Consider the following 18,513-nt stretch of genomic DNA (forward strand, 5'->3'; position numbering starts at 1 on the left):
GTCGAGGCTCGAAAAGCGTTGCGAGACAACGGATCGGGACGTCTACTGACGTCACGATTGCTACGACGCCGTGCGGTCATTGTTCCCTCTGTCTCGCCCGGCGTCCCACCGACAATCGGACCTCAGCCCCACGCTCCAGCTCAGTGTCCACGGCAGGCTCCTGCTCTACCACGATGCCCTGGTCACGCCCGAAGCGGAAGACCTCGGCTGTCTCGGCCACAACGAGGCCGAGTGAGTCCAAAATCTGCACCGCCTCATGTTCTTCTAGGCCTAGCACGAGAGGCATGAGAACGAGGGGCGGTCCCGTACTCACGACCATACGAACATCAGATGGAAGCGCTAGGATCGAATCGGCGGGGGGGATCGTTTCAATAATCCGGCCTCGAGGCACTTCGGCCTGAGCGGTATCGAGCAAAACCCTGAAGCCGCTGCTTTCCAGGACAATGCGCGCACCGGCCTCGTCGAGCTGTGTCACGTCAGGGATCGAACGGAGCTGAGGGCCCAAAGAAATCGTGACCCGAATTTCAGTCTCCGGGCGTGCGATCTGCCCAGCCAGGGGAGCCTGGCCCACGATCAACGCTGCAGGGACCGACGGATGGAGCAACGAGTCGATGACTCCAAGTTGCAGACCCGCATCAGCAAACCGCTCTCGCGCACTCGCTAGGCCCATGCCGCGGACGTCGGGAACCTCGAAGAGGTCGCCCAACGGTTCAGGCGCAGGGAAGACCCATTGTGTCGCAGCGATGTACCCGCCGCCCCAACCGAAAAGCGCGAGAGCCGCGACAAGGAGCCACGGCATGGACCGCTTGGTGCTTGGGTCCTTCTTCTTCGCCAGCTGCTTCTTGGGCGCCGCCGCCTTTTTCGGCGACTTCCCCTTGCTCTTTCCACCACGTCGACGCGCAAGCGACCCGCCGAGTCTCATTCGGATCTCCTCAGACGCGCTGCGAACGATCCATCGAAGCCGGCCTCATGCGGGAGTACCGACAGGTAACCGTGCTCGTCGATGAAGTTGGACGAGACCGATCCAGAGTTTTCGATCGTGAAGTCGGGGTGCGCGTTCAGGAACGCTTCGATTCGCTCCCCGTTCTCTTCAGGCTCCAACGTGCACGTCGAGTACACCAACAATCCGCCCCTCCCCACAGTCGTGGCGCCTGCCTCGAGCATTCGGTCTTGAACGGCCGTGAGCTCCGTCACCGACTCCGGGCGTAAACGCCACCGTGCATCTGGATGTCGTGCCAAGGTGCCCGTACCTGTACACGGAACGTCGAGAAGAACGACGTCAGCGTCCACCAAGGGCGGGTGAGCAGCATCCGCAACCACACAGCTGACTCGGCGGCCTGTTCGATCTGCGTTCTCTCGCACCATACGTATGCGTGACTCCGAGCGATCTGCGGCGACGGTATAGGAAGCCCCGACAGAGGCAGCGAGCGCCTTTCCGCCTGGGGCAGCACAAAGGTCTGCAACCTTCGTGCCCGGATCGATATCCATGTACCGAACAACCAGTTGAGCCGCAGGGTCCTGAACGATGGAGCCCGGCAGGACAGACAGGGCCTCAGAGGGCGGAGTACTCCATGCGAGCCGGACGGCGCTAGGAACGTCCTGAACCGATCGTGCCGTGATACCTGCCTGGGCCAGGAGCTCGACCGCAGCGTCCTGGGATTGGTCTAGAGAATTCAAGAAGGTCGTCGGCCGGCCGTTGTTAGTATCCACGAGCGAGCGGACCTCTTCCGGACTCCAGCGTGCCAACCATCGATCGATGAGCCACCGCGGGTGGGAGCCCCACGTCGAGAGATAGTCGGCAGGGTCGGTCGTCCAATCAGGGAACTGGTCGTCCCCATCGCCATCCTCCGACACACGCCTCAGGACGGCGTTGACCAACCCCGCGGCGCCCTTCCCCTTCAGCTCTCGGGCTCGGTCCACCGACCCGGACACGGCCGCATAATCAGGGACAGAACCCATGTAGAGGATCTGGTATGCGCCGAGGCGCAGCACCTCGAGCACGTCCTGCTGCAGGGATGCCAGTCCCTTGTGTATATGCTTGGCCAGTAGGTGGTCGAGTCGTCCCCGCATACGCGTCGTACCGTACGCCAAGTCATGTGCGAATGCCCGCTCGCGCGGATCGAGGCCCACCAGCGCAGCCCCTAAGGCGATATCGAGCCGGCGTCCGCGTTCGACTTGAACGCGGATGACGTAGGCGGCATCTCGCCCTGTCGTGATGTCCCCGCTCGTCACGAACGGAAGGACTCTGAGGAGGGTCGTAGCACGACTAGTCGAGCATCCCGGTGGTCGGGGAAGAGGGCACAGCGATCTCGCGTGACGGCATGCGGCCGGCCAGAAACGCCAAACGGCCCGCGAGAACCGCGTGTTTCATCGCGTGTGACATCCGAACCGGATCATCCGCTGCCGCCAACGCCGTGTTCATGAGGATACCATCCACGCCCTGCTCCATGGTGACGCACGCGTCGGAAGCCGTGCCGACACCCGCATCCACGATCACGGGCACCTCGAGACGTCGTTTGATCTCACGGATGAAGTACGGGTTCACTACACCGAGTCCGCTTCCGATCGGGCTTGCCAGAGGCATCACTGCAGCGCATCCCGCGTCTTCGAGACGAAGCGCCGTGATAAGATCGTCGTTGGTGTAGGCCATGACCTTGAACCCTTCGTCGGCGAGGGTCTTCGCCGCCTCGAGCGTGGCATGCACGTCGGGAAGCAGCGTCGCCTCATCCCCGATCACCTCGAGCTTCACGAATTCGTTGAAACCCGCGGCTCGGGCGAGACGCGCATATCGGATCGCGTCCTCGGCAGTGTAGCAGCCCGCGGTGTTCGCCAGCAAGAAGAACTCATCGGGACTCAGATGATGGAGGATGGCTTTCTCTTTCGTGCGGTCGAGATCCACGCGCCGCACCGCGACGGTGACCATCTCGGCCCCACTGGCTCGGATCGCATCGAGCATGATCTCGTTGGTCGTGTACTTCCCCGTCCCGACAATGAGTCGCGATTGGAAGTCCACACCGCCGATCTGGAACGAGCCGTCTAACGCTCTCGCCGTTTGGTACGTGTCTTTGGGATCAGTCATCTTTTTTTGAAGGCTGTTGAAGAAGTACAGCGGGTCTCGTTCCACGCGCCGAGGGTGTCAAGTTCGAGGCGGTGCGACGACGCGATGCTTCGCATCGGGGAGAAGCACCAACGACCAATGTGACCCCTCGCCGCTGTAACCCGAAGGGCGCACGGGGGTTGCGGGCTCATGCGTCGTCTCTCCTCCTCACCGTAGCTATGGCTACGCTTCGTCCTCGTTCCTACCATGATCTCCGCAAGACCCCTGCGCGAGACCCGCTGCACTTCTTCAACAGCCTTCACACTCAGCCACCGCCCACGAAGTGGACGAGTTCGATCACATCACCTTCCTGGATGCCGAATTCACCGTACCGATCACGCTCAAGGATCTTCTTGTTCAACTCCACAACGATCATTCCGGGGTGGAGCTCGAGCGACTCGAGAAGGGTGTGAACCGTGTGCCCTCCATCGATGCCGCGTTCCTTGCCGTTCAACCGCACCTGGATCTTGTCACTCACAGCAAGACACCTCCTGTCGGCGCGAACCGAAGGGCGTCGAGTAACCGCCCCACTGCTCCCGCTGGATCCTCGTTAGCCCAGACGCTCCGTACAACCGCGACTCCGTGGCCCCCGGCATCAATGATCTCTTCGACCTGTTCAGGTCCCACACCACCGATCCCGATGACCGGCTGGCCATTGGCCTCTCCTGCAGATCGAGAAACCAACTCGACTCCCACAGCTTCGGTGTCAGGGTGACTCGGTGTACGAAAGAGCGCACCCACGAACACGAAATCTGCGCCCTCGGCCACAGCTCCACCCACCTCGGCTGAACTGTGGCAGGACGACCCGATCATCGCGTCGGCCCCTAGCAGCTCACGAGCCTGGCGAACGCCGAGACAGCGCCGCCCCAGATGGACCCCGTGCGCCCCCGTTGCCATAGCGATATCCACACGGTCGTTGATCAACAGGCGGGCGCCGACCTCGTCGGCCACCGCCACAAGATGTGAGGCCACATCGAACACCACTCGCCCGTCGCTTCGCGGTCCACGCACATGAAGAGCGATCTCAGCTCCACCTGCCGTAATGACCTCACGGGCCAAGCGGAGAAAATCACCTCGGGCCAGAATCTCGTCGTCCGTCACGACGTGTAGGCGCGGCACCCTCACTCGAAGCACTGCCCGGGCGTCACAGTGCGTCCGATCACCCAATCCCGAACGCTCATGCGACGCCTGCCCGGCGGCTGCACTTCAGTAACCAGCACGCCCCCGTCCAGCGTCTCGATCACGACGCCGTTCTCGGCATCAGCGACGACAACCTCGCCCGGCACGGGCGGGTCCTTCGCCGGAGGTGGTCCCCCATTGCCCCCAGGTCCCGGTTCGCCTGGAGGATCAATGACATGATTCGGTACAACCTTGGACCTGAAGAGCTTGATCGGCAAACCGGCCAACTCGGACCACGCACCCGGCACGGAGTCCATTCCACGAATGTGCTGCGAGACCTCCACAGCGGTCCGCCGCCAATCGATACGCGCCACCTGACGACTCACCTTGGGGGCGAACGTGGCCAAGTCGTCATCTTGCGGCTCACCCTTGATGTCCGCGGCCGTCATCAGAGTCAAAGCCTCGATGAGAGCGGCAGCGCCCAACTCGGACAAACGTACTGTCAGCTCCGAGGCGTTCTCGTCTTCGAAGATCGGTTCTTCGACCGTGTGCAGGATCGGGCCGGCATCCATGGCCTCGACCATACGCATGACGGTCACTCCGGTTTTGGAGTGGCCACGCGCGATCGCCCAGTTGATCGGCGCCGCGCCGCGGAGCTCTGGCAGGAGCGACGCGTGGACGTTGATCGATCCAAGGGCGGGGACATCGAGCACCTCTCGCTTCAGAATGTGCCCATAGGCCACTACAACCGAGATATCGGGCTGGAGCGCTGCAATTTCGGCGAGAAAGTCGTCCCCACGCGGACGATCCGGCGTGAGGACCGTAACGCCCTGCTCGATCGCGACCTGCTTGATCGCGGAAGGCTTCAGTCGGCGGCCACGCCCCGCTGGCCTGTCAGGCTGAGTGACAACACCGACGATCTCGTGGCCTTCTTCGTCCAAGGCGCGCAGTGAAGGGACGGCGAAGTCGGGCGTCCCCCAGAAGAGGACTCTCACTCTTCCGCCTGGAGCTTCTTCCACTTCTTCATGAGCATGCGTCGCTTCAGAGCACTGACACGATCAATGAAGAGAACACCGTCTAGGTGATCGATCTCATGCTGGAGGGCACGCGCGAAGAGTTCTTCTGCCTCTACTGTCATGGGCTCCCCTTCGGGTGTGAAGCCCTTGATGATGACGGAGTAGGGTCGGCGTACAAGCTCTTCCATCCCAGGAATGCTCAAGCAGCCTTCCGTTGACTTCTCCGTATCATCGCTGGACCAAACGACTCTAGGATTCACCATGGCGAGCCTCGCATCCGGCTCATCTTCGAGCCGCAGGTCGATCACGATCAGGCGTTTTGAAATTCCGATCTGGGGAGCCGCGAGACCAATGCCTTCCGCGTGGTACATCGTCTCGAACATGTCGCGGACGAGTGACCCGAGGCCCTTGTCGAAGTCCTCGATTTCTTCTGCCTCTGCACGGAGGACCGGATCACCAAGGAGAACGATTTCGCGCAACGCCATTCCTACTCGTCCTTCGCGTCCTTCGTGCCAGCCCTCGGGTCGATCACGGCGGCGATCCGCCCCCGATCGACCGTCAGCCGGGTGTTATCACCCGTCTTCACGGTAAGACGAGACTCTTCGACGTGGACGACCTTCCCGATGATCCCACCGTTCGTGATGATCTCATCACCATTGGAGAGGTTCTTCAACATGTCATCGTGGCGCTTGCGTTCCTTCGCCTGCGGCCGGATGAGCAAGAAGTAGAAAATCGCGAAAACCAGGCCCATTTGGACCATAAGAACCATGCCTCCGCTCGCGCCATCACGAGGAACGGCGAGCAGAGCATAAAGGGGCAGCGTCAAAGTCGATCTCCCAGCGTAGTTATATCTATTTCGAATCCTCTTTACCGGCTCGCCTGTAGCGCTCGAGCCATTCCTGGCTCCACGCCTTAAACGTGCCCTTAGCGATTCGTCGCCTGGCTTCTTCGCCGAGCCGCACCACGAAACGCAAATTGTGAATCGATACAAGGCGCATCGCGAGCCATTCGGATGCCACGACGAGGTGCCTCAAATAGGCGCGGTCGTAGCGCGAACAGGTATAGCAGTCGCATCCAGGATCGATCGGGCGCGTATCCGCTCGGAAGCGCGCCGCCTTCAAGTTGACCTGGCCTTCTTCGCTCGTCCAGGCAGTACCGTGACGCGCGTTCCTAGTGGGGGCCACGCAGTCGAATAAGTCACAACCACGGGCTACGGCTTCTAGGAGGTCGTCCGGGTATCCCACCCCCATGAGATAACGCGGCCGGTCCTCCGGCAGTTCCTCGTGGAGGAGTTCCAAAGTGCGCCACATATCCGGCTTCGCCTCACCCACGCTAAGGCCGCCGATTCCGAAGCCTGGCCAGTCACCGATGTCTTGGAATTGGCGGGCATGCTCACGTCGGAGATCGTCGTAGACGTTGCCCTGGAGCACTGGGAAAAGCGACTGATGCGGCACGTCACCTTCGGACTCCAGGCTCTGGAATCGGTCGCGGCATCTGCGTAGCCAGTTGAGCGTGCGCCCGTTCGCGGCTTCCGCGGTGGCTCGATCGGACCCACCCGGCGGGCACTCGTCGAACGCCATGATGATGTCCGCACCCAATGTGCGCTGAATCTCCATGACGGATTCGGGGGTGAAAACATGCTTTGAGCCGTCGATGTGGCTCTGGAAGTTCACGCCATCTTCGTGAATATCTCTGATGTCAGCTAACGAAAAGACCTGATAACCACCCGAGTCAGTCAGAATCGGACCGTCCCACCGCATGAAGTCGTGGATACCTCCGAGTTCGTGTACGAGCTCGTGCCCCGGACGCAGATACAGATGGTACGTGTTGGCGAGCACAACCTGAGCGCCAAGGTCCTCCACCTCCTCAGAGATGAGCCCCTTTACGGTCCCGAGCGTTCCGACCGGCATGAACGCCGGGGTGAGGACGTCGCCATGTGGCGTCGAGAACGTGCCACTTCGGGCAGCGCCTTCAGTGGCGTCGAGTGTGTGCTGGAACATGGGGAGGGAATGTAACCAGCGCCCATGCCGTTCCAACCTTCAGCCCCCCTTCACCGTCTCAGTCTCCAAAGGATTGCTTTGCGGCACATACTATCTTTTTGCGTCACCTGCTCTTCGGACTCGCGCCTGCAGCCCGCATGTCACGCACCACACCAGCAGACGTGCTGCGCAAGAGATCGCTCATCGGCGGAGGGCAGATTCGCACGCAGGGTGGGCGACATGCTCGTGATCGTCCACGTGGGGACGGCCTGAGCCTTGGTCGTCGGAGCCGCGCTTTTCACGCGCAGCTTCACGACACTGGTTGGCGTGCCTCTGGGGTTGGAAGCCGAAGACGTCTTCACGTTTGAGGTCCACTTGCCGCCGTCGCGCCATGAGGACGGAACGTCACGGGATGCGTTCCACACGCTCTTCCAGGAACGGGTAGGATCACTGGCCAGCGCAGAGGCGATCGGGGCGACGCCCTGGCTGCCGGTGAAAGATCGCTATCACAGCTGGGGATCCGGAGGGTTCAGACGACCCAAGGAACAGGGACTTCTTTCCCACGGGTGTGAGGATCTTCGCGGGCGTCGGCCTGATTTCCGCTTGGCTCCCTGCCCGGCGGGCGACCGGAGTGGACACCGTGCAGAGGCCTACCACGAAGTACAATCCACCGAGCGGAAGGCTGCCTCGAACGAAAAGGGCCCAGCCACATGAAGTGGCCGGGCCCTTCCTTCGAATGCCTCTCGTCAGATCACGAAACGGGGCGTTCCGGCTTTCTCGGCATCATCTCGTCGCGCATGGCGAGCGCGTACACCGTCGCAGCAACAACAACCGCCGCCTGCTGAAGGTCCGCGATGACGAGGTGGTCGAACGTATCGAGTTCGGTGTGGTGCGTGTTGATGCCGTACTCGATGGGATCCTGAATGAAGTTGAAGCCCGGGATGTTCGCCCGGTCGAACGACTGGTGATCCGTCCCGCCCGTGTCCCCGTGGCGAACCGCCACGACCCCAAGGTCGCGGAAGGGCCACAGGATCTGCTCGAACACCGGGATGGCTGCCTCATTCGACTGGTCCCAGATCCCGCGCAGGCGTCCAGTCCCGTTATCGACGTTCACATAAGCGGAGATCTTGTCATGGAGTTCCTCGTGGTTCGCGACGTAGGCACGGGAGCCGAGGAGGCCCTGCTCTTCACCACTCCACAGTCCGATTCGGATCGTGCGGCGCGGCTGCACGTCGATCGCCTTCAAGATGCGCATGGCTTCCATCATGATGGTAGAGCCGGCCGCGTTATCCGTCGCACCACCGCCCATGTGCCACGAGTCGAGGTGCGCACCGAGCATGACATACTCGTCGGCTTTGTCCGTGCCCGGGATCTCGGCGAGAGAGTTGTACTGGTTCAGGTCGTCTTCGTAGAACTGATTCTCGACCATGATCTCTAGCTCAACCGGATATCCGTTCGTGACGTTACGGAAAATCTGGTTGTACTGCTCTTTGGACAGCGCGACGTGCGGAAGCCCCTCAGGGGCCCCACTCTCGCGGCTCCCGGCCGACCCGCCACGGATGACACCGTCGTCACGCGAGGAGATGCGAAGCACCCCTGCCGCGCCCTCGGACGCCGCCATTTCAAAGATGGCTTGCTGAACAGCACGCTGCGCCCTCATGCGGGCGAAGAGAGCCGCGTTCCCACCCCGGCCACCGCGGCCAGTCTGGGGAGCCGGCTCCAAAAGGGATTCGAGCGAGGACCTCCGTGGCGTGTGCTCGAACTCGGGCTCGAAGTCTTGCAGTGCCTCTACCAAGAGGAACTTGCCACCGAGCTGTCCTTCGTACTTCGTGGTGGCGTCTTCGACACTCTCCGCCTGGATGACCACGGCTTCACCGCGCACCAAACCGTCCGTGCTACCCGTCCACGCCATCGGCTGCCCGTGTAGCGGCTGCGATACAGGCGTGAGGATCCGTCCCGCATATCCCATGTTCTTCCAACCGCGTCCAAACTCTCCCCATGGCTCGACCACTGCGTTGGCGAGGCCCCACTCGTTGAACTTCTCGACGGTCCAAGCGTTGGCCTCGGCCATGCCTGGCGAACCGGTAAGCCGTGCCCCGATGACCTCAGTGAGGTGGCGGGCCAGGGCTTCGATCTGTGACCGTTCGAGTCCCTCTTCACGGATCTGGGCGACGACATCGAGATCGACGGCCTCCTGAGCGACCTGCGCGGCGGTCGGCGCGGGAGCCAGCAGTGCACCGAGCGCGAACACGGACGCAATCTTCGAATGCAAACGCATACTTCTACCTGGACTGCGGGTGGATGATGAATAGGAATCTGGAAATCTACTGACTCCGGCGGAGCCGGAAAGTCGGACAACTACAGAGTTAGGGAAGAAGCGCCATGGCGTCGCCGTACGAATAGAAGCGATACCCTTCCGCAATCGCTTCATGGTAGGCCGACATCGTTCGGTCGTAACCCGCGAAAGCGGACACGAGCATGAGCAGCGTCGACCTTGGCAAGTGGAAATTGGTCAACAATCCGTCTACCACACGGGGCCCGGCCGGCGGGCGGAGAAACAGGTTCGTGGTACCCGAACCAGCTACCACTTCCCCGGCCTCGTTCACGGCCGACTCGAGTGTACGCACAGCTGTGGTGCCGACGGCCCAGACGCGCCCACCAGCCCGCTTGGCGTCGTTCACAATCGATGCGGCCTCAGATGTCACCGCATATCGCTCATGGTGCATCTCGTGCTCAGCGGGATCGTTCGTCTCGACGGGTCGGAACGTCCCGATGCCAACGTGGAGGATGACTTCCGCGCGCATCACACCTCGTTCGGTAAGCGAGTCGAGCAACTCAGGAGTGAAATGCAGGCCGGCCGTGGGCGCCGCCACTGACCCGGCGGTACGCGCATAGACGGTCTGGTAGCGCTCCCGATCCAGTGGTTCCTCTTCACGGCCCATGTAAGGCGGCAGCGGCATGTGACCGTGCCGGTCGAGCGCCTCGTCCACAGTGAGGTCGGTCACGAGCCTCACGGTTCTGCCTCCGCCCGGCGCGCCACCAAGGATTTCTACCGAGAGATCCTCCCCAATGATGACTTCACGACCCGGCTTGAGTTTTCCTCCGGGTCGAACCAACGCCTCCCAAACGAGTGGGTCATCGGAGTCGGGTGCCGGGCGCATCAGAAAGACCTCGGCGCGCGCCCCAGTAGGCTTGTGCCCGACGAGTCTCGCCGGGAGCACCTTGCTCTCGTTGACGACCAAGACATCTCCGGGGTGGAAGAGCTCCACGATGTCCGCGAACCCAAGGTGACGGGATGGTGCTGAACCCGTCCTGGGGAGCACAAACAGTCGACTGCCGTCGCGCCGCGGCGCCGGATAGCGCGCGATCAGTTCGTCCGGGATCTCGTACTCGTAGTCGGAGACGAGCGAGCCGTCTGGGCTCCTCAAGACTCCTCTACGAAGAGCGTGCCTTGGGGTCCTTTCTTAGCGTCCGCAATCGTGTACCCCAGACGCTGGAACGCGCGTGGCGTAGCCACCCGTCCCTGGGCTGTGCGCATCAAGAAGCCTTCCATGATCAAGAAGGGCTCGTAGACCTCTTCCAGTGTGGTCGCATCCTCGCCCATCGCAACTGCGAGCGAATTCAGCCCCACCGGCCCTCCTTCGAATTTTTCGATGAGGGTCCTCAGCACACGGGTGTCCATCTCGTCCAACCCGAACTCATCCACGTCGAGAAGAGTCAACGCATCTCCAGCGACCGACTCGTCGATCCGGCCATCCGCCCTTACTTGAGCAAAGTCACGGACGCGGCGCAGCAGCCGGTTCGCGACACGCGGCGTGCCTCTAGAGCGACGAGCGATTTCCACCGCTCCCTCGGTCGTGACCTCCACGCCCAAGATCTCGGCACTTCGGCGAATGATGATCACGAGTTCTTCGGGCGGGTAAAAATTAAGCCGCTGGACGATGCCGAAACGTGCACGCATCGGGGCCGTGAGAAGCCCAAACCGCGTGGTAGCACCCACCAATGTGAACTTCTCGATCTTCATGATCATCGTATCCGCCTTCGGACCGTCGGAAAGACGGATGTCGACTTGCCAGTCCTCCATAGCCGGATAGAGGAACTCCTCGATCACGGGCCGCAGACGATGGATCTCGTCGATGAACAGGATGTCGCCCTCACGCTGATTCGTGAGAATGCCAACCAGGTCCGCGGGCTTTTCGAGCACGGGACCCGAGGTGGTCTTGATGTTCACACCCATCTCGCGAGCCAGGAGCGAAGCGAGCGTCGTCTTGCCGAGTCCAGGAGGACCGTGAAACAGCAAATGATCGAGGGCTTCGCCACGGAACTTCGCCGCCTCGATGGCGATGGACAGCGCCTCGCGGACCTTCTCCTGCCCCACGAACTCACTGAGACGCGTCGGGCGAAGCTTGGGACCGGCCTCGACGTCTTCTTCTAGCGTCTCGGGCGTTGTGACGTGGGTGTGTTCGTTCATGCCGGAGAATCTAACTCATCAGAAGCGGCTGGCGCTTCGCCCGGATCCGACTCTTGGTCGCGTCCATCTGCAGGCAACGGGAGAGTGTTGGAATTGGGCGACATCGGACCCGCCGGGGTGGGAGACTCGTCCGGGCGGGAGGGGCTTCGACGGCCCCGAGCTTGGCCCGAGCTTGCACCGTGTTCGATACGACGAGCCCACCCGGTCTCTCGAGCGCGGAAAGCAGCGCATCGATGATCTCCGGGCGTACCTCCTTCGACCCGTGCGCGAGACGCCCCGGCCTCCCATCGAGCGCCTCCAGCAACGAACCGTGGCCCATCCCCTCCAACGCATCGCCAGCGTCGTCCGCCAGCTTGCGTTTTCGCTGGCCTTGGCGGCGCTCGAGAAGCCGGATTCGGCGAAGCTGTCGTTCCATTTCACTCTCGTCGTCCGGAATGGCCACTTCGTCGAGCACGGCCCGGAGGAGTTCGAACATACGGACCAGGCGCTCCGGGTCGGTAATACGAGCGGGCGCATGATCGTGGAGAAGATCAACCTCGTCAGGGTCTGTGCCTCCCACCATGCCTTCGTTGTCGCTGATGCCAAAGCGCATCTTTTTCACCGGCACCCGCTCCCGCTCCCGGACGATTTCGTTCGTGAACAGGTCAGGAACCGTATCCGGCCGCTGTTGCCTACGAGCGTCATACACCGCACCTACTTCAGCCGCGACCTGCCGCCAGACGCCGGAACGCTTCTGATTCGCCCCTTTTCCGAACGAGACCAGCATCAGTCTCTTGCGAGTGCTCGCCGGATAAGCTCTTCCGTGGAGTCCGGAGCGCCGGCCTCGATTACGGCGCGTACCGCGCTGTCCGCAGCGCTGAAGGAGAAGCCGAGAGCTACCAGTGCCTGAACCGCCTCCTGGGCACCGCTAATCGATCCGGGCTTCGTTGGCGTGACGATGGCGAGATCGGCCACTTTGTCGGCCAACTCGAGAGAGATCTTCTCCGCCTTCTTCTTACCGATGCCGCTCACCTGCTGCAGCGCCACGAGATCTCGTTCGACGAGGGCGCGGGCGAGTCGCTCCGCGTCGTACGTCGACATCATAGCCAGAGCCACTTTGGCGCCGACCCCGGACGCCGACAGCAACCGTCGAAAGAGCGTCCGCTCGTGCGCCTCGATGAATCCATAGAGGGCCACAGATGAGTCGGTCACCACCTGCAGCGTTCGCAGCTGGAGCGTCGCACCCGGAGAAGGCAGCCGTTGAAGGACGGTCAGCGGGATCTCCACCTCGTAGACGACCCCACCAGGAGTCTCGATCTCGATCCGATCCGTGTCCCGAGTCAGCAAGACGCCGTTGAGTCTAGAGATCATGCCGGGCACCCGAGATCAGACATTAGCAAAACTCCCGAGAAACGAGTGACACAGCGCAGCGGCGACCCCATCGGACGCATCGTGCGGGGTCGGAGGCTCCTTCAATTTCAGCAATTGCATCACCATGAACGCGACTTGTTCTTTCGTGGCATTTCCCGTTCCTGTCACCGCTTTCTTGATCTGACGCGGTGCGTACTCGGCAATGGACACATCGTGGAGCGCTCCAGCCAGAAGAATAGCTCCACGTGCGTGTCCGAGCTTCAGCGCGCTTTGCGCGTTCTTCCCGTGGAAGACGTCTTCCACGGACATCGCGAAGGGCTGATGACGGATGATGAGTCCAACCACGGCTTCGTGGATCTCACGAATGCGTGCAGTCAGCGGCTCATTCGCCGACGTCCTGATCACCCCGCACTCCACCAACGAGACAGCGCCCCCGCCCTTCCGAGCAACGACGCCAAATCCCGTAACCGCCGTGCCTGGGTCAATCCCCAGGATGATCTGACCCGCGTCGATTTCGTCGATCTCAGCGGCCCTTTACGTCGCGTCGGCGAGAACGGCTTCGTCGATGTCGGCGTTCGAGTGCACCTTCTGCACGTCGTCCAGATCGTCGAGCGTGTCGAGCAGGTGCAATAGCTTCTCCCCGTCCCGCCCGGCAACCGCTACCTCGTTCTTGGCGATGCGCGTGAGTTCGGCCGAAGCGGCTTCGATACCTGCTGCTTTCATAGCGTCCTGAACCGCCATGAAGTCCGATACTTCAGCGATCACAACGAACTCGTCGCCTTCATTGGTCACATCTTCCGCACCGGCTTCGATCGCAGCGTCGAACACGGAGTCCTCCGTGTACTTCGCAGCATCGATGGTAATTTGCCCTTTCCGGTCAAACTGCCAGGCCACGGACCCCTCGGTCCCCAAGCTGCCGTCATTCTTGTTTAGGGCGTGGCGGACGTCCGCTACGGTGCGGTTCTTGTTGTCCGTGAGGCACTCGATGTAGAGTGCGACCCCACCGGGCCCGTATCCTTCGTAGATCGCCTCTTCGTACGCGACCCCCGCCAACTCGCCGGTTCCTTTCTTGATCGCCCGCTCAATGTTCTCGGCGGGCATCGAGTTGCCCTTCGCTGTGTCCACCGCCAGACGGAGGCGTGCGTTGTACTCTGGCTCACCACCGCCTTCCCTAGACGCCACCGTGATCTCACGAATCAGCTTGGTGAAGAGCGCACCGCGCTTGGCGTCGGTGACTCCTTTCTTGCGCCTGATCTTGGACCACTTGTTATGGCCGGCCACACAACCTCCGGGGATACAACTTCAGATGGCGGGCTGCACGCCCGAAACAGAGGTAGAAAAGTACGGCTAGCCGCCAAAGGGGCAAATCGCCACTGAGGATGCTTCACGCCGAAGTCTTGCACGCTTCTACCAAGGGGAATAATGTCGGTCTCCGTGAGCATGACCAGGACCGGGGACATTCATTCCCCCCCCAGGAGGAACAGATGGTGCCGAAGAACCAGAAAAGCGGCTTTACCCTCATCGAATTGCTGATCGTCGTGGTCGTTATTGGCATCCTGGCGACCATCGCCATCCCGAAGTTCTCCTCCATGCGGACAAAATCGTACATCGCCGCCGTAACCTCCGACCTCAAGAGCACGGCGAGCCAGCAAGAGATCTACTTGACCGACAACAACACTTACGCGGCGACGACGACCGCTATGGACCAGACGTTGACGGATGCTGTGACTGTAACGGTCAACGAGTCCGATGGGCGCGGGTGGGCGGCGACAGCGACGCACTCAGGTCTGTCAGGTCAGCAGTGCGGGATCTACTACGGCAGCGCGTCGGCATCAAACGGGTCTCCCGCCACGCAGCCAGGCACGGTCGCCTGCAACTAGCGGGCATGCAGAGGCCTGCTCCGTAAGAGCGGGCCGGCCCACGGACTACCGCCGGTCGTACCCGCCGCCGAAGCCCGCACTGCGGAACCGGTTGTTCACCACGTTGTTGAAGATCGACCCGAACTGAATCGAGAAGCCAACCTGGATGCCGTAGTTGAAGCTGGTGGCTTCCTGCTGGAGCCGAAGCAGCGTCTCCGCATCCGTGGCGTCATCGAGCGGCAGATAGATCTGGTCGTTGACCCAAGCGATGTCCCCTCGAATGTTTACGCTGAAGCCCCGAACGATGCGGACGTCAATGTCACCACGGATCGCCAGGTTGTTGCGCTCGAAGTCACTCAAGAAGTGCGAGCCGGTCATGCGCAGCGATGCATCACCCCACTCCTGACGCTGGGAGAATTGCATCTGGAGCGACTGCTCATACCGCAGTTCCGACGTCTCATTATAGATCGTGGGTTCGATGTAGTCGCGGTATGCCGGTCCGACCTTGTAGAAGAACGTGAAGGCACGTCGGGTCGCCTCGTCGTACGGAAAGACGCTGTATTCAATGGCAGGCGTGACTTCGACTCGGAAGTTCTGGTTGAATCGGGTCATCCGACCAGCTTGGCCCTGGATCCCGATCGACCAGTGGTCGGCGACCGAGTAGACGATGAGCGGATTGAAGCCCCAATCCGTCCGAACGTTGAGGAAGTTGCCGTTGTCGAGTTCGATATCGACCCGGTTGTAGTTGATGTTCCCGTTGAAGTTCATCTTCCACGTCGGGGTGATCCGGTTCGCCGAAAAACTCCCATTGAGCCGAGTGGTGCTGCGCGTCGACTCGCCGTCCAAGTTGCCGCTGCCGTTGAAACGGAAGACCCACAGGTTCCACGGATCGTCCACTTCGTCCTGCGACACCAGGCGGCGTCCTGCGCCTGAACTCTCCGGTGCGGGACCCGTGAGGCTCACAAGGCCACGGTAGCCGGCTTGCTGTGCATAACTGGCGATCCCGAGTCCGAGCGCATGCGAGATGCCGTCGAGTTGCTCTCGCTCCGTGTCGGTGGGAAGCGTCTGGAAGAGGTGGGTGTCCTCCCATCCTTCCGCCTGGCCGTGTCCGATGAAGTCGAGACGATATTCATTCCCACCCGCCCCGGTCGTCTGGCTGGTCATGATGACGTGGACATCAGCGACTTCTTTGTCGTTGACCCAGTTCACCCAATCGATTTCAGTGCGGTAGTACTGACTGTTGCAGTTCCGGCCGTTGCAGTCGAAGAAGACATTGGGTCGGACGTTCTGACTCTCTGCGAGCGACGGGGCCCCGAGCGTAAGGAGCCACACGAGAGCGAACGGAATATGTGTAAGGCGCAGGCGCATGTGCGTGGGCAGCCGTGTTGTGTACCGAGTGAATCCACCGCTTGGCGGACAGCCAAAAAGGTAACGCGAGCGATGCTCCTCTCGGAGACCAGCAGAGTCGCACACGTGTCCGGAAACCAAGACACCTGCATGGGTGGTTTGGTTGAAGCGTCAGCCGTATCGGCGCAGTCTGGCGCTGGCTAATCCGGACAAACACCTTTCGCGTGCGGCCATCCCCACATCCCCTCCCCTCAGCCAGGCAATGCGCACCGATCTCAGCAAAGGCGTGATCTACGCCCTCCTGTTCTGCCTGTCCGGACTCTTGGCGCTGATCGCCATCGGGATCGTGTTTCCCGCGCCCCCGGAATTGGTCGCGACACCCCACCCCGCGTATCCGTCAATGTTGGTCAGTGGTTCTGGCGCACCTGGGGATTCGTGGACGCTGTGGGCGGGATACGTGTCAGGTGTGCTCGTGCTCGGCGTGTTGATCGCCTTCGTCTTCATCGGCGTGTCTCCGAAATCGAAGCTAGGGCGACGTCTCATGGGCGTTTCATCCGCTCTGTACGTGGTGACGTTCATCGCCCTTCTCGTGACAGATGCTACCTACGCCACTGAAGGATTCACCGGCACCATCTTCGGCTTCCCTCCGCCCACGGCCTGGATGATCCACGGCATGTGGCATATCCCCTGGCTGATGGTGCTCGTCTACGTGGTGCTATGGGACTCAGTGTCCTACACCCCGGAAGCTGAAGCCCGTTTCGAAGCCCTCATGGAAACCAAGCGGAGTGAGCATTGAACCGCGGTAGCGTCATCCTCACCGCCGTAATTATCTACCTGGGTGTGTGCATCGGTGTTGGGTTATGGGCCATGCGACGGACCAAGTCGAGCAACGACTTCTTCATGGGTGGGCGGAACCTGGGGCCTCTCGTGATCGGTTTCGCTGCATTCTCGAGCACACTCAGTGGCTTCGGCTTCGTCGGTGGCCCCGGCCTCGTCTATCGGATGGGAATGAGCTCGATCTGGATGGTGGTCGTGAGTGCGATTTCCATCGCGATCGGGTTCTCCGTTGTTGCCAAGCGCGCGCGGTTGCTCGCCCAACTCGGAGACTGCATCTCGCTCCCGGACGTCGCTTACCTCCGCTTCCGAAGCAATCTCGTGCGAGGCCTCTTGGCGGTCGTCGTGCTTCTCGGGGTCTTGGGTTACCTGGCCACTCAGATTCTCGCGATGTCGGTGGTCCTCCAAGAAGTGCTGCGGGACGCAAATTTCTTTCCGGATATCAGTCTGGGAATGACCGTCACGGTGTCGACCTCAGTGCTGCTCTTCTACACGGTGACTGGCGGGATTATCGCGTCTGTATATACCGACTTGATTCAGGGCATCATCATGGTCGTCGCCGCTGTCCTCGTGTTCGGGACCATCCTGACCACGTTCGACGGAGGCATGGCAGAAATCAGTTCGATCATCGCGGCGGACGACGCACAGGCTATGGGTCCATGGGGGACCATAGGCGTTTTCGGGGCGATGTCGTGGATCCTAGTGTTCTCGCTGGGGGGAGCTGGGCAGCCCCACGTGGTCACGAAGTACATGATGATTAAGGAGGTTCGCGGCCTGAGGACCGTCATCCCGGTCATGGCAGGAGCCTACATGCTCGCGGCGCTCCTGTGGATCGGCCTCGGCCTGGCCATGCGGGCGCTGGTCCTCAGCGGTCGGCATGACGTGCTCGCCGCGCCTGATATGGCCGCGGCCGCGTTCCTTCAGGGCTTCACCAACCCGGTTCTCGCCGGGGTGGTATTCGCCGCGCTGCTCGCCGCGATCATGTCCACGGCGGACAGCTTCTTGAACGTCGGGACCGCCGCAATCGTCCACGATATCCCGAACGCATTGATTGGTCGGTCCGTAAAGAACGAGCTTTTATGGGCTCGGGCCACCACGGTCGGGCTCTCGGTCTTCGCGGCGATCATCGCGGTCTACAGCGGTGAACTCGTCGCGCTACTCGGTGCCTTCGGGTGGGGAACCTTCGCGGCTGCGTTCGTCCCCGTGCTCGCCATCGGACTTAATTGGAAACGAGCGACCCCTCGTGCGGCAGTCGTTGCTATCGTGGCCAGCCTAGCTATCAACTTCGGGACGCGTGTGGCCGGGGTGTCAGCCCCCTACAGTACGGATATGGGCGCCGTCGCCTTAGTGGTCTCGATGTTCCTGTTCATCGTGGTGTCGCTGATGGACAAGCCGGCGACGATCGACCCCGACGTCGGACTCGTGATGGAGCTCTAACAGG

21 protein-coding genes are annotated in these 18,513 nt (G+C 61.6%); 4 read left to right on the forward strand and 17 right to left on the reverse strand.

The annotated features are described in order from the left end of the window. Positions 1 to 76: 76 nt before the first annotated feature. The 9 genes from P8L30_03195 to tgt form a co-directional block, all read right to left on the reverse strand. Positions 77 to 922 (reverse strand): PASTA domain-containing protein, encoded by an 846-nt coding sequence (locus P8L30_03195; GenBank protein MDG2239181.1) that lies wholly within the window; start codon positions 920 to 922, stop codon positions 77 to 79. Further along, on the reverse strand, positions 919 to 2,232 hold the full coding sequence (rsmB, locus tag P8L30_03200; GenBank protein MDG2239182.1) for a 16S rRNA (cytosine(967)-C(5))-methyltransferase RsmB: 1,314 nt from the start codon (positions 2,230 to 2,232) through the stop codon (positions 919 to 921). The genes P8L30_03195 and rsmB overlap by 4 nt, the downstream gene beginning before the upstream one ends. Positions 2,233 to 2,266: 34 nt before the next feature. Continuing rightward, positions 2,267 to 3,079: a thiazole synthase gene (locus P8L30_03205; protein MDG2239183.1), complete on the reverse strand. Its 813-nt coding sequence runs from the start codon at positions 3,077 to 3,079 to the stop codon at positions 2,267 to 2,269. A gap of 283 nt (positions 3,080 to 3,362) precedes the next feature. After that, positions 3,363 to 3,575, reverse strand: coding sequence for a sulfur carrier protein ThiS (gene thiS / locus P8L30_03210; GenBank protein MDG2239184.1), 213 nt, complete (start codon positions 3,573 to 3,575; stop codon positions 3,363 to 3,365). Next, positions 3,572 to 4,216 (reverse strand): thiamine phosphate synthase, encoded by a 645-nt coding sequence (locus P8L30_03215; GenBank protein MDG2239185.1) that lies wholly within the window; start codon positions 4,214 to 4,216, stop codon positions 3,572 to 3,574. Before P8L30_03215 ends, thiS begins: the two co-directional genes overlap by 4 nt. Before the next feature lie 2 nt (positions 4,217 to 4,218). After that, complete coding sequence (fmt, locus tag P8L30_03220; protein ID MDG2239186.1) at positions 4,219 to 5,211, reverse strand: methionyl-tRNA formyltransferase; 993 nt, start codon at positions 5,209 to 5,211, stop codon at positions 4,219 to 4,221. Continuing rightward, on the reverse strand, positions 5,208 to 5,717 hold the full coding sequence (gene def / locus P8L30_03225; GenBank protein ID MDG2239187.1) for a peptide deformylase: 510 nt from the start codon (positions 5,715 to 5,717) through the stop codon (positions 5,208 to 5,210). Before def ends, fmt begins: the two co-directional genes overlap by 4 nt. 2 nt (positions 5,718 to 5,719) lie before the next feature. Further along, positions 5,720 to 6,058 (reverse strand): preprotein translocase subunit YajC, encoded by a 339-nt coding sequence (gene yajC / locus P8L30_03230; GenBank protein MDG2239188.1) that lies wholly within the window; start codon positions 6,056 to 6,058, stop codon positions 5,720 to 5,722. A gap of 25 nt (positions 6,059 to 6,083) precedes the next feature. Beyond that, entirely contained in the window at positions 6,084 to 7,232 is a 1,149-nt protein-coding gene (gene tgt, locus P8L30_03235; protein ID MDG2239189.1) for a tRNA guanosine(34) transglycosylase Tgt, read from the reverse strand. A gap of 255 nt (positions 7,233 to 7,487) precedes the next feature. Between tgt and P8L30_03240 the strand changes: the two genes are divergently transcribed. Further along, positions 7,488 to 7,925 carry a hypothetical protein gene (locus P8L30_03240; GenBank protein ID MDG2239190.1) on the forward strand — a complete coding sequence of 146 codons (438 nt, stop codon included), beginning with the start codon at positions 7,488 to 7,490 and terminating at the stop codon, positions 7,923 to 7,925. A 37-nt stretch (positions 7,926 to 7,962) separates the two neighbouring features. On the opposite strand, the gene P8L30_03245 is transcribed toward P8L30_03240, so the two are convergent. The 7 genes from P8L30_03245 to P8L30_03275 form a co-directional block, all read right to left on the reverse strand. After that, positions 7,963 to 9,489, reverse strand: a complete 1,527-nt coding sequence (locus tag P8L30_03245) for a M20/M25/M40 family metallo-hydrolase (GenBank protein ID MDG2239191.1) — start codon at positions 9,487 to 9,489, stop codon at positions 7,963 to 7,965. Positions 9,490 to 9,577: 88 nt separating this feature from the next. Next, complete coding sequence (gene queA / locus P8L30_03250; protein ID MDG2239192.1) at positions 9,578 to 10,639, reverse strand: tRNA preQ1(34) S-adenosylmethionine ribosyltransferase-isomerase QueA; 1,062 nt, start codon at positions 10,637 to 10,639, stop codon at positions 9,578 to 9,580. Further along, positions 10,636 to 11,682, reverse strand: coding sequence for a Holliday junction branch migration DNA helicase RuvB (gene ruvB, locus P8L30_03255; GenBank protein ID MDG2239193.1), 1,047 nt, complete (start codon positions 11,680 to 11,682; stop codon positions 10,636 to 10,638). The genes queA and ruvB overlap by 4 nt, the downstream gene beginning before the upstream one ends. Positions 11,683 to 11,692: 10 nt before the next feature. Further along, positions 11,693 to 12,448: a hypothetical protein gene (locus P8L30_03260; protein MDG2239194.1), complete on the reverse strand. Its 756-nt coding sequence runs from the start codon at positions 12,446 to 12,448 to the stop codon at positions 11,693 to 11,695. Further along, positions 12,448 to 13,032 carry a Holliday junction branch migration protein RuvA gene (ruvA, locus tag P8L30_03265; GenBank protein MDG2239195.1) on the reverse strand — a complete coding sequence of 195 codons (585 nt, stop codon included), beginning with the start codon at positions 13,030 to 13,032 and terminating at the stop codon, positions 12,448 to 12,450. The genes P8L30_03260 and ruvA overlap by 1 nt, the downstream gene beginning before the upstream one ends. Before the next feature lie 15 nt (positions 13,033 to 13,047). Then, a complete protein-coding gene (ruvC, locus tag P8L30_03270; protein MDG2239196.1) occupies positions 13,048 to 13,518 on the reverse strand; it encodes a crossover junction endodeoxyribonuclease RuvC in 471 nt (156 codons plus the stop codon). A gap of 48 nt (positions 13,519 to 13,566) precedes the next feature. Then, positions 13,567 to 14,313: a YebC/PmpR family DNA-binding transcriptional regulator gene (locus P8L30_03275; GenBank protein MDG2239197.1), complete on the reverse strand. Its 747-nt coding sequence runs from the start codon at positions 14,311 to 14,313 to the stop codon at positions 13,567 to 13,569. 206 nt (positions 14,314 to 14,519) lie between these two features. On the opposite strand from P8L30_03275, the gene P8L30_03280 reads away from it, so the two are divergent. Further along, the gene (locus P8L30_03280) at positions 14,520 to 14,912 is read left to right on the forward strand and encodes a prepilin-type N-terminal cleavage/methylation domain-containing protein (protein ID MDG2239198.1); all 393 of its coding nucleotides are present in this window, start codon (positions 14,520 to 14,522) and stop codon (positions 14,910 to 14,912) included. A gap of 45 nt (positions 14,913 to 14,957) precedes the next feature. On the opposite strand, the gene P8L30_03285 is transcribed toward P8L30_03280, so the two are convergent. Next, the gene (locus P8L30_03285) at positions 14,958 to 16,259 is read right to left on the reverse strand and encodes a hypothetical protein (GenBank protein MDG2239199.1); all 1,302 of its coding nucleotides are present in this window, start codon (positions 16,257 to 16,259) and stop codon (positions 14,958 to 14,960) included. 241 nt (positions 16,260 to 16,500) lie between these two features. On the opposite strand from P8L30_03285, the gene P8L30_03290 reads away from it, so the two are divergent. Further along, the gene (locus P8L30_03290) at positions 16,501 to 17,034 is read left to right on the forward strand and encodes a hypothetical protein (GenBank protein ID MDG2239200.1); all 534 of its coding nucleotides are present in this window, start codon (positions 16,501 to 16,503) and stop codon (positions 17,032 to 17,034) included. Next, positions 17,031 to 18,509: a hypothetical protein gene (locus P8L30_03295; GenBank protein ID MDG2239201.1), complete on the forward strand. Its 1,479-nt coding sequence runs from the start codon at positions 17,031 to 17,033 to the stop codon at positions 18,507 to 18,509. Before P8L30_03290 ends, P8L30_03295 begins: the two co-directional genes overlap by 4 nt. The last annotated feature ends 4 nt before the right edge of the window (positions 18,510 to 18,513 follow it).

The organism is Longimicrobiales bacterium (assembly GCA_029245345.1).
Taxonomy (GTDB): Bacteria; Gemmatimonadota; Gemmatimonadetes; order Longimicrobiales; family Gaopeijiaceae; genus CALFPJ01.

What these genes read in the sequence shown, in the direction of transcription:
- tgt (MDG2239189.1), bottom strand. Translation starts at nt 7,232, where the DNA reads ATGTTCCAGCACACACTCGACGCCACTGAAGGCGCTGCCCGAAGTGGC.
- P8L30_03260 (MDG2239194.1), bottom strand. Translation starts at nt 12,448, where the DNA reads ATGCTGGTCTCGTTCGGAAAAGGGGCGAATCAGAAGCGTTCCGGCGTC.
- P8L30_03285 (MDG2239199.1), bottom strand. Translation starts at nt 16,259, where the DNA reads ATGCGCCTGCGCCTTACACATATTCCGTTCGCTCTCGTGTGGCTCCTT.
- def (MDG2239187.1), bottom strand. Translation starts at nt 5,717, where the DNA reads ATGGCGTTGCGCGAAATCGTTCTCCTTGGTGATCCGGTCCTCCGTGCA.
- P8L30_03205 (MDG2239183.1), bottom strand. Translation starts at nt 3,079, where the DNA reads ATGACTGATCCCAAAGACACGTACCAAACGGCGAGAGCGTTAGACGGC.
- ruvB (MDG2239193.1), bottom strand. Translation starts at nt 11,682, where the DNA reads ATGAACGAACACACCCACGTCACAACGCCCGAGACGCTAGAAGAAGAC.
- P8L30_03195 (MDG2239181.1), bottom strand. Translation starts at nt 922, where the DNA reads ATGAGACTCGGCGGGTCGCTTGCGCGTCGACGTGGTGGAAAGAGCAAG.
- P8L30_03290 (MDG2239200.1), top strand. Translation starts at nt 16,501, where the DNA reads ATGCGCACCGATCTCAGCAAAGGCGTGATCTACGCCCTCCTGTTCTGC.
- P8L30_03245 (MDG2239191.1), bottom strand. Translation starts at nt 9,489, where the DNA reads ATGCGTTTGCATTCGAAGATTGCGTCCGTGTTCGCGCTCGGTGCACTG.
- ruvA (MDG2239195.1), bottom strand. Translation starts at nt 13,032, where the DNA reads ATGATCTCTAGACTCAACGGCGTCTTGCTGACTCGGGACACGGATCGG.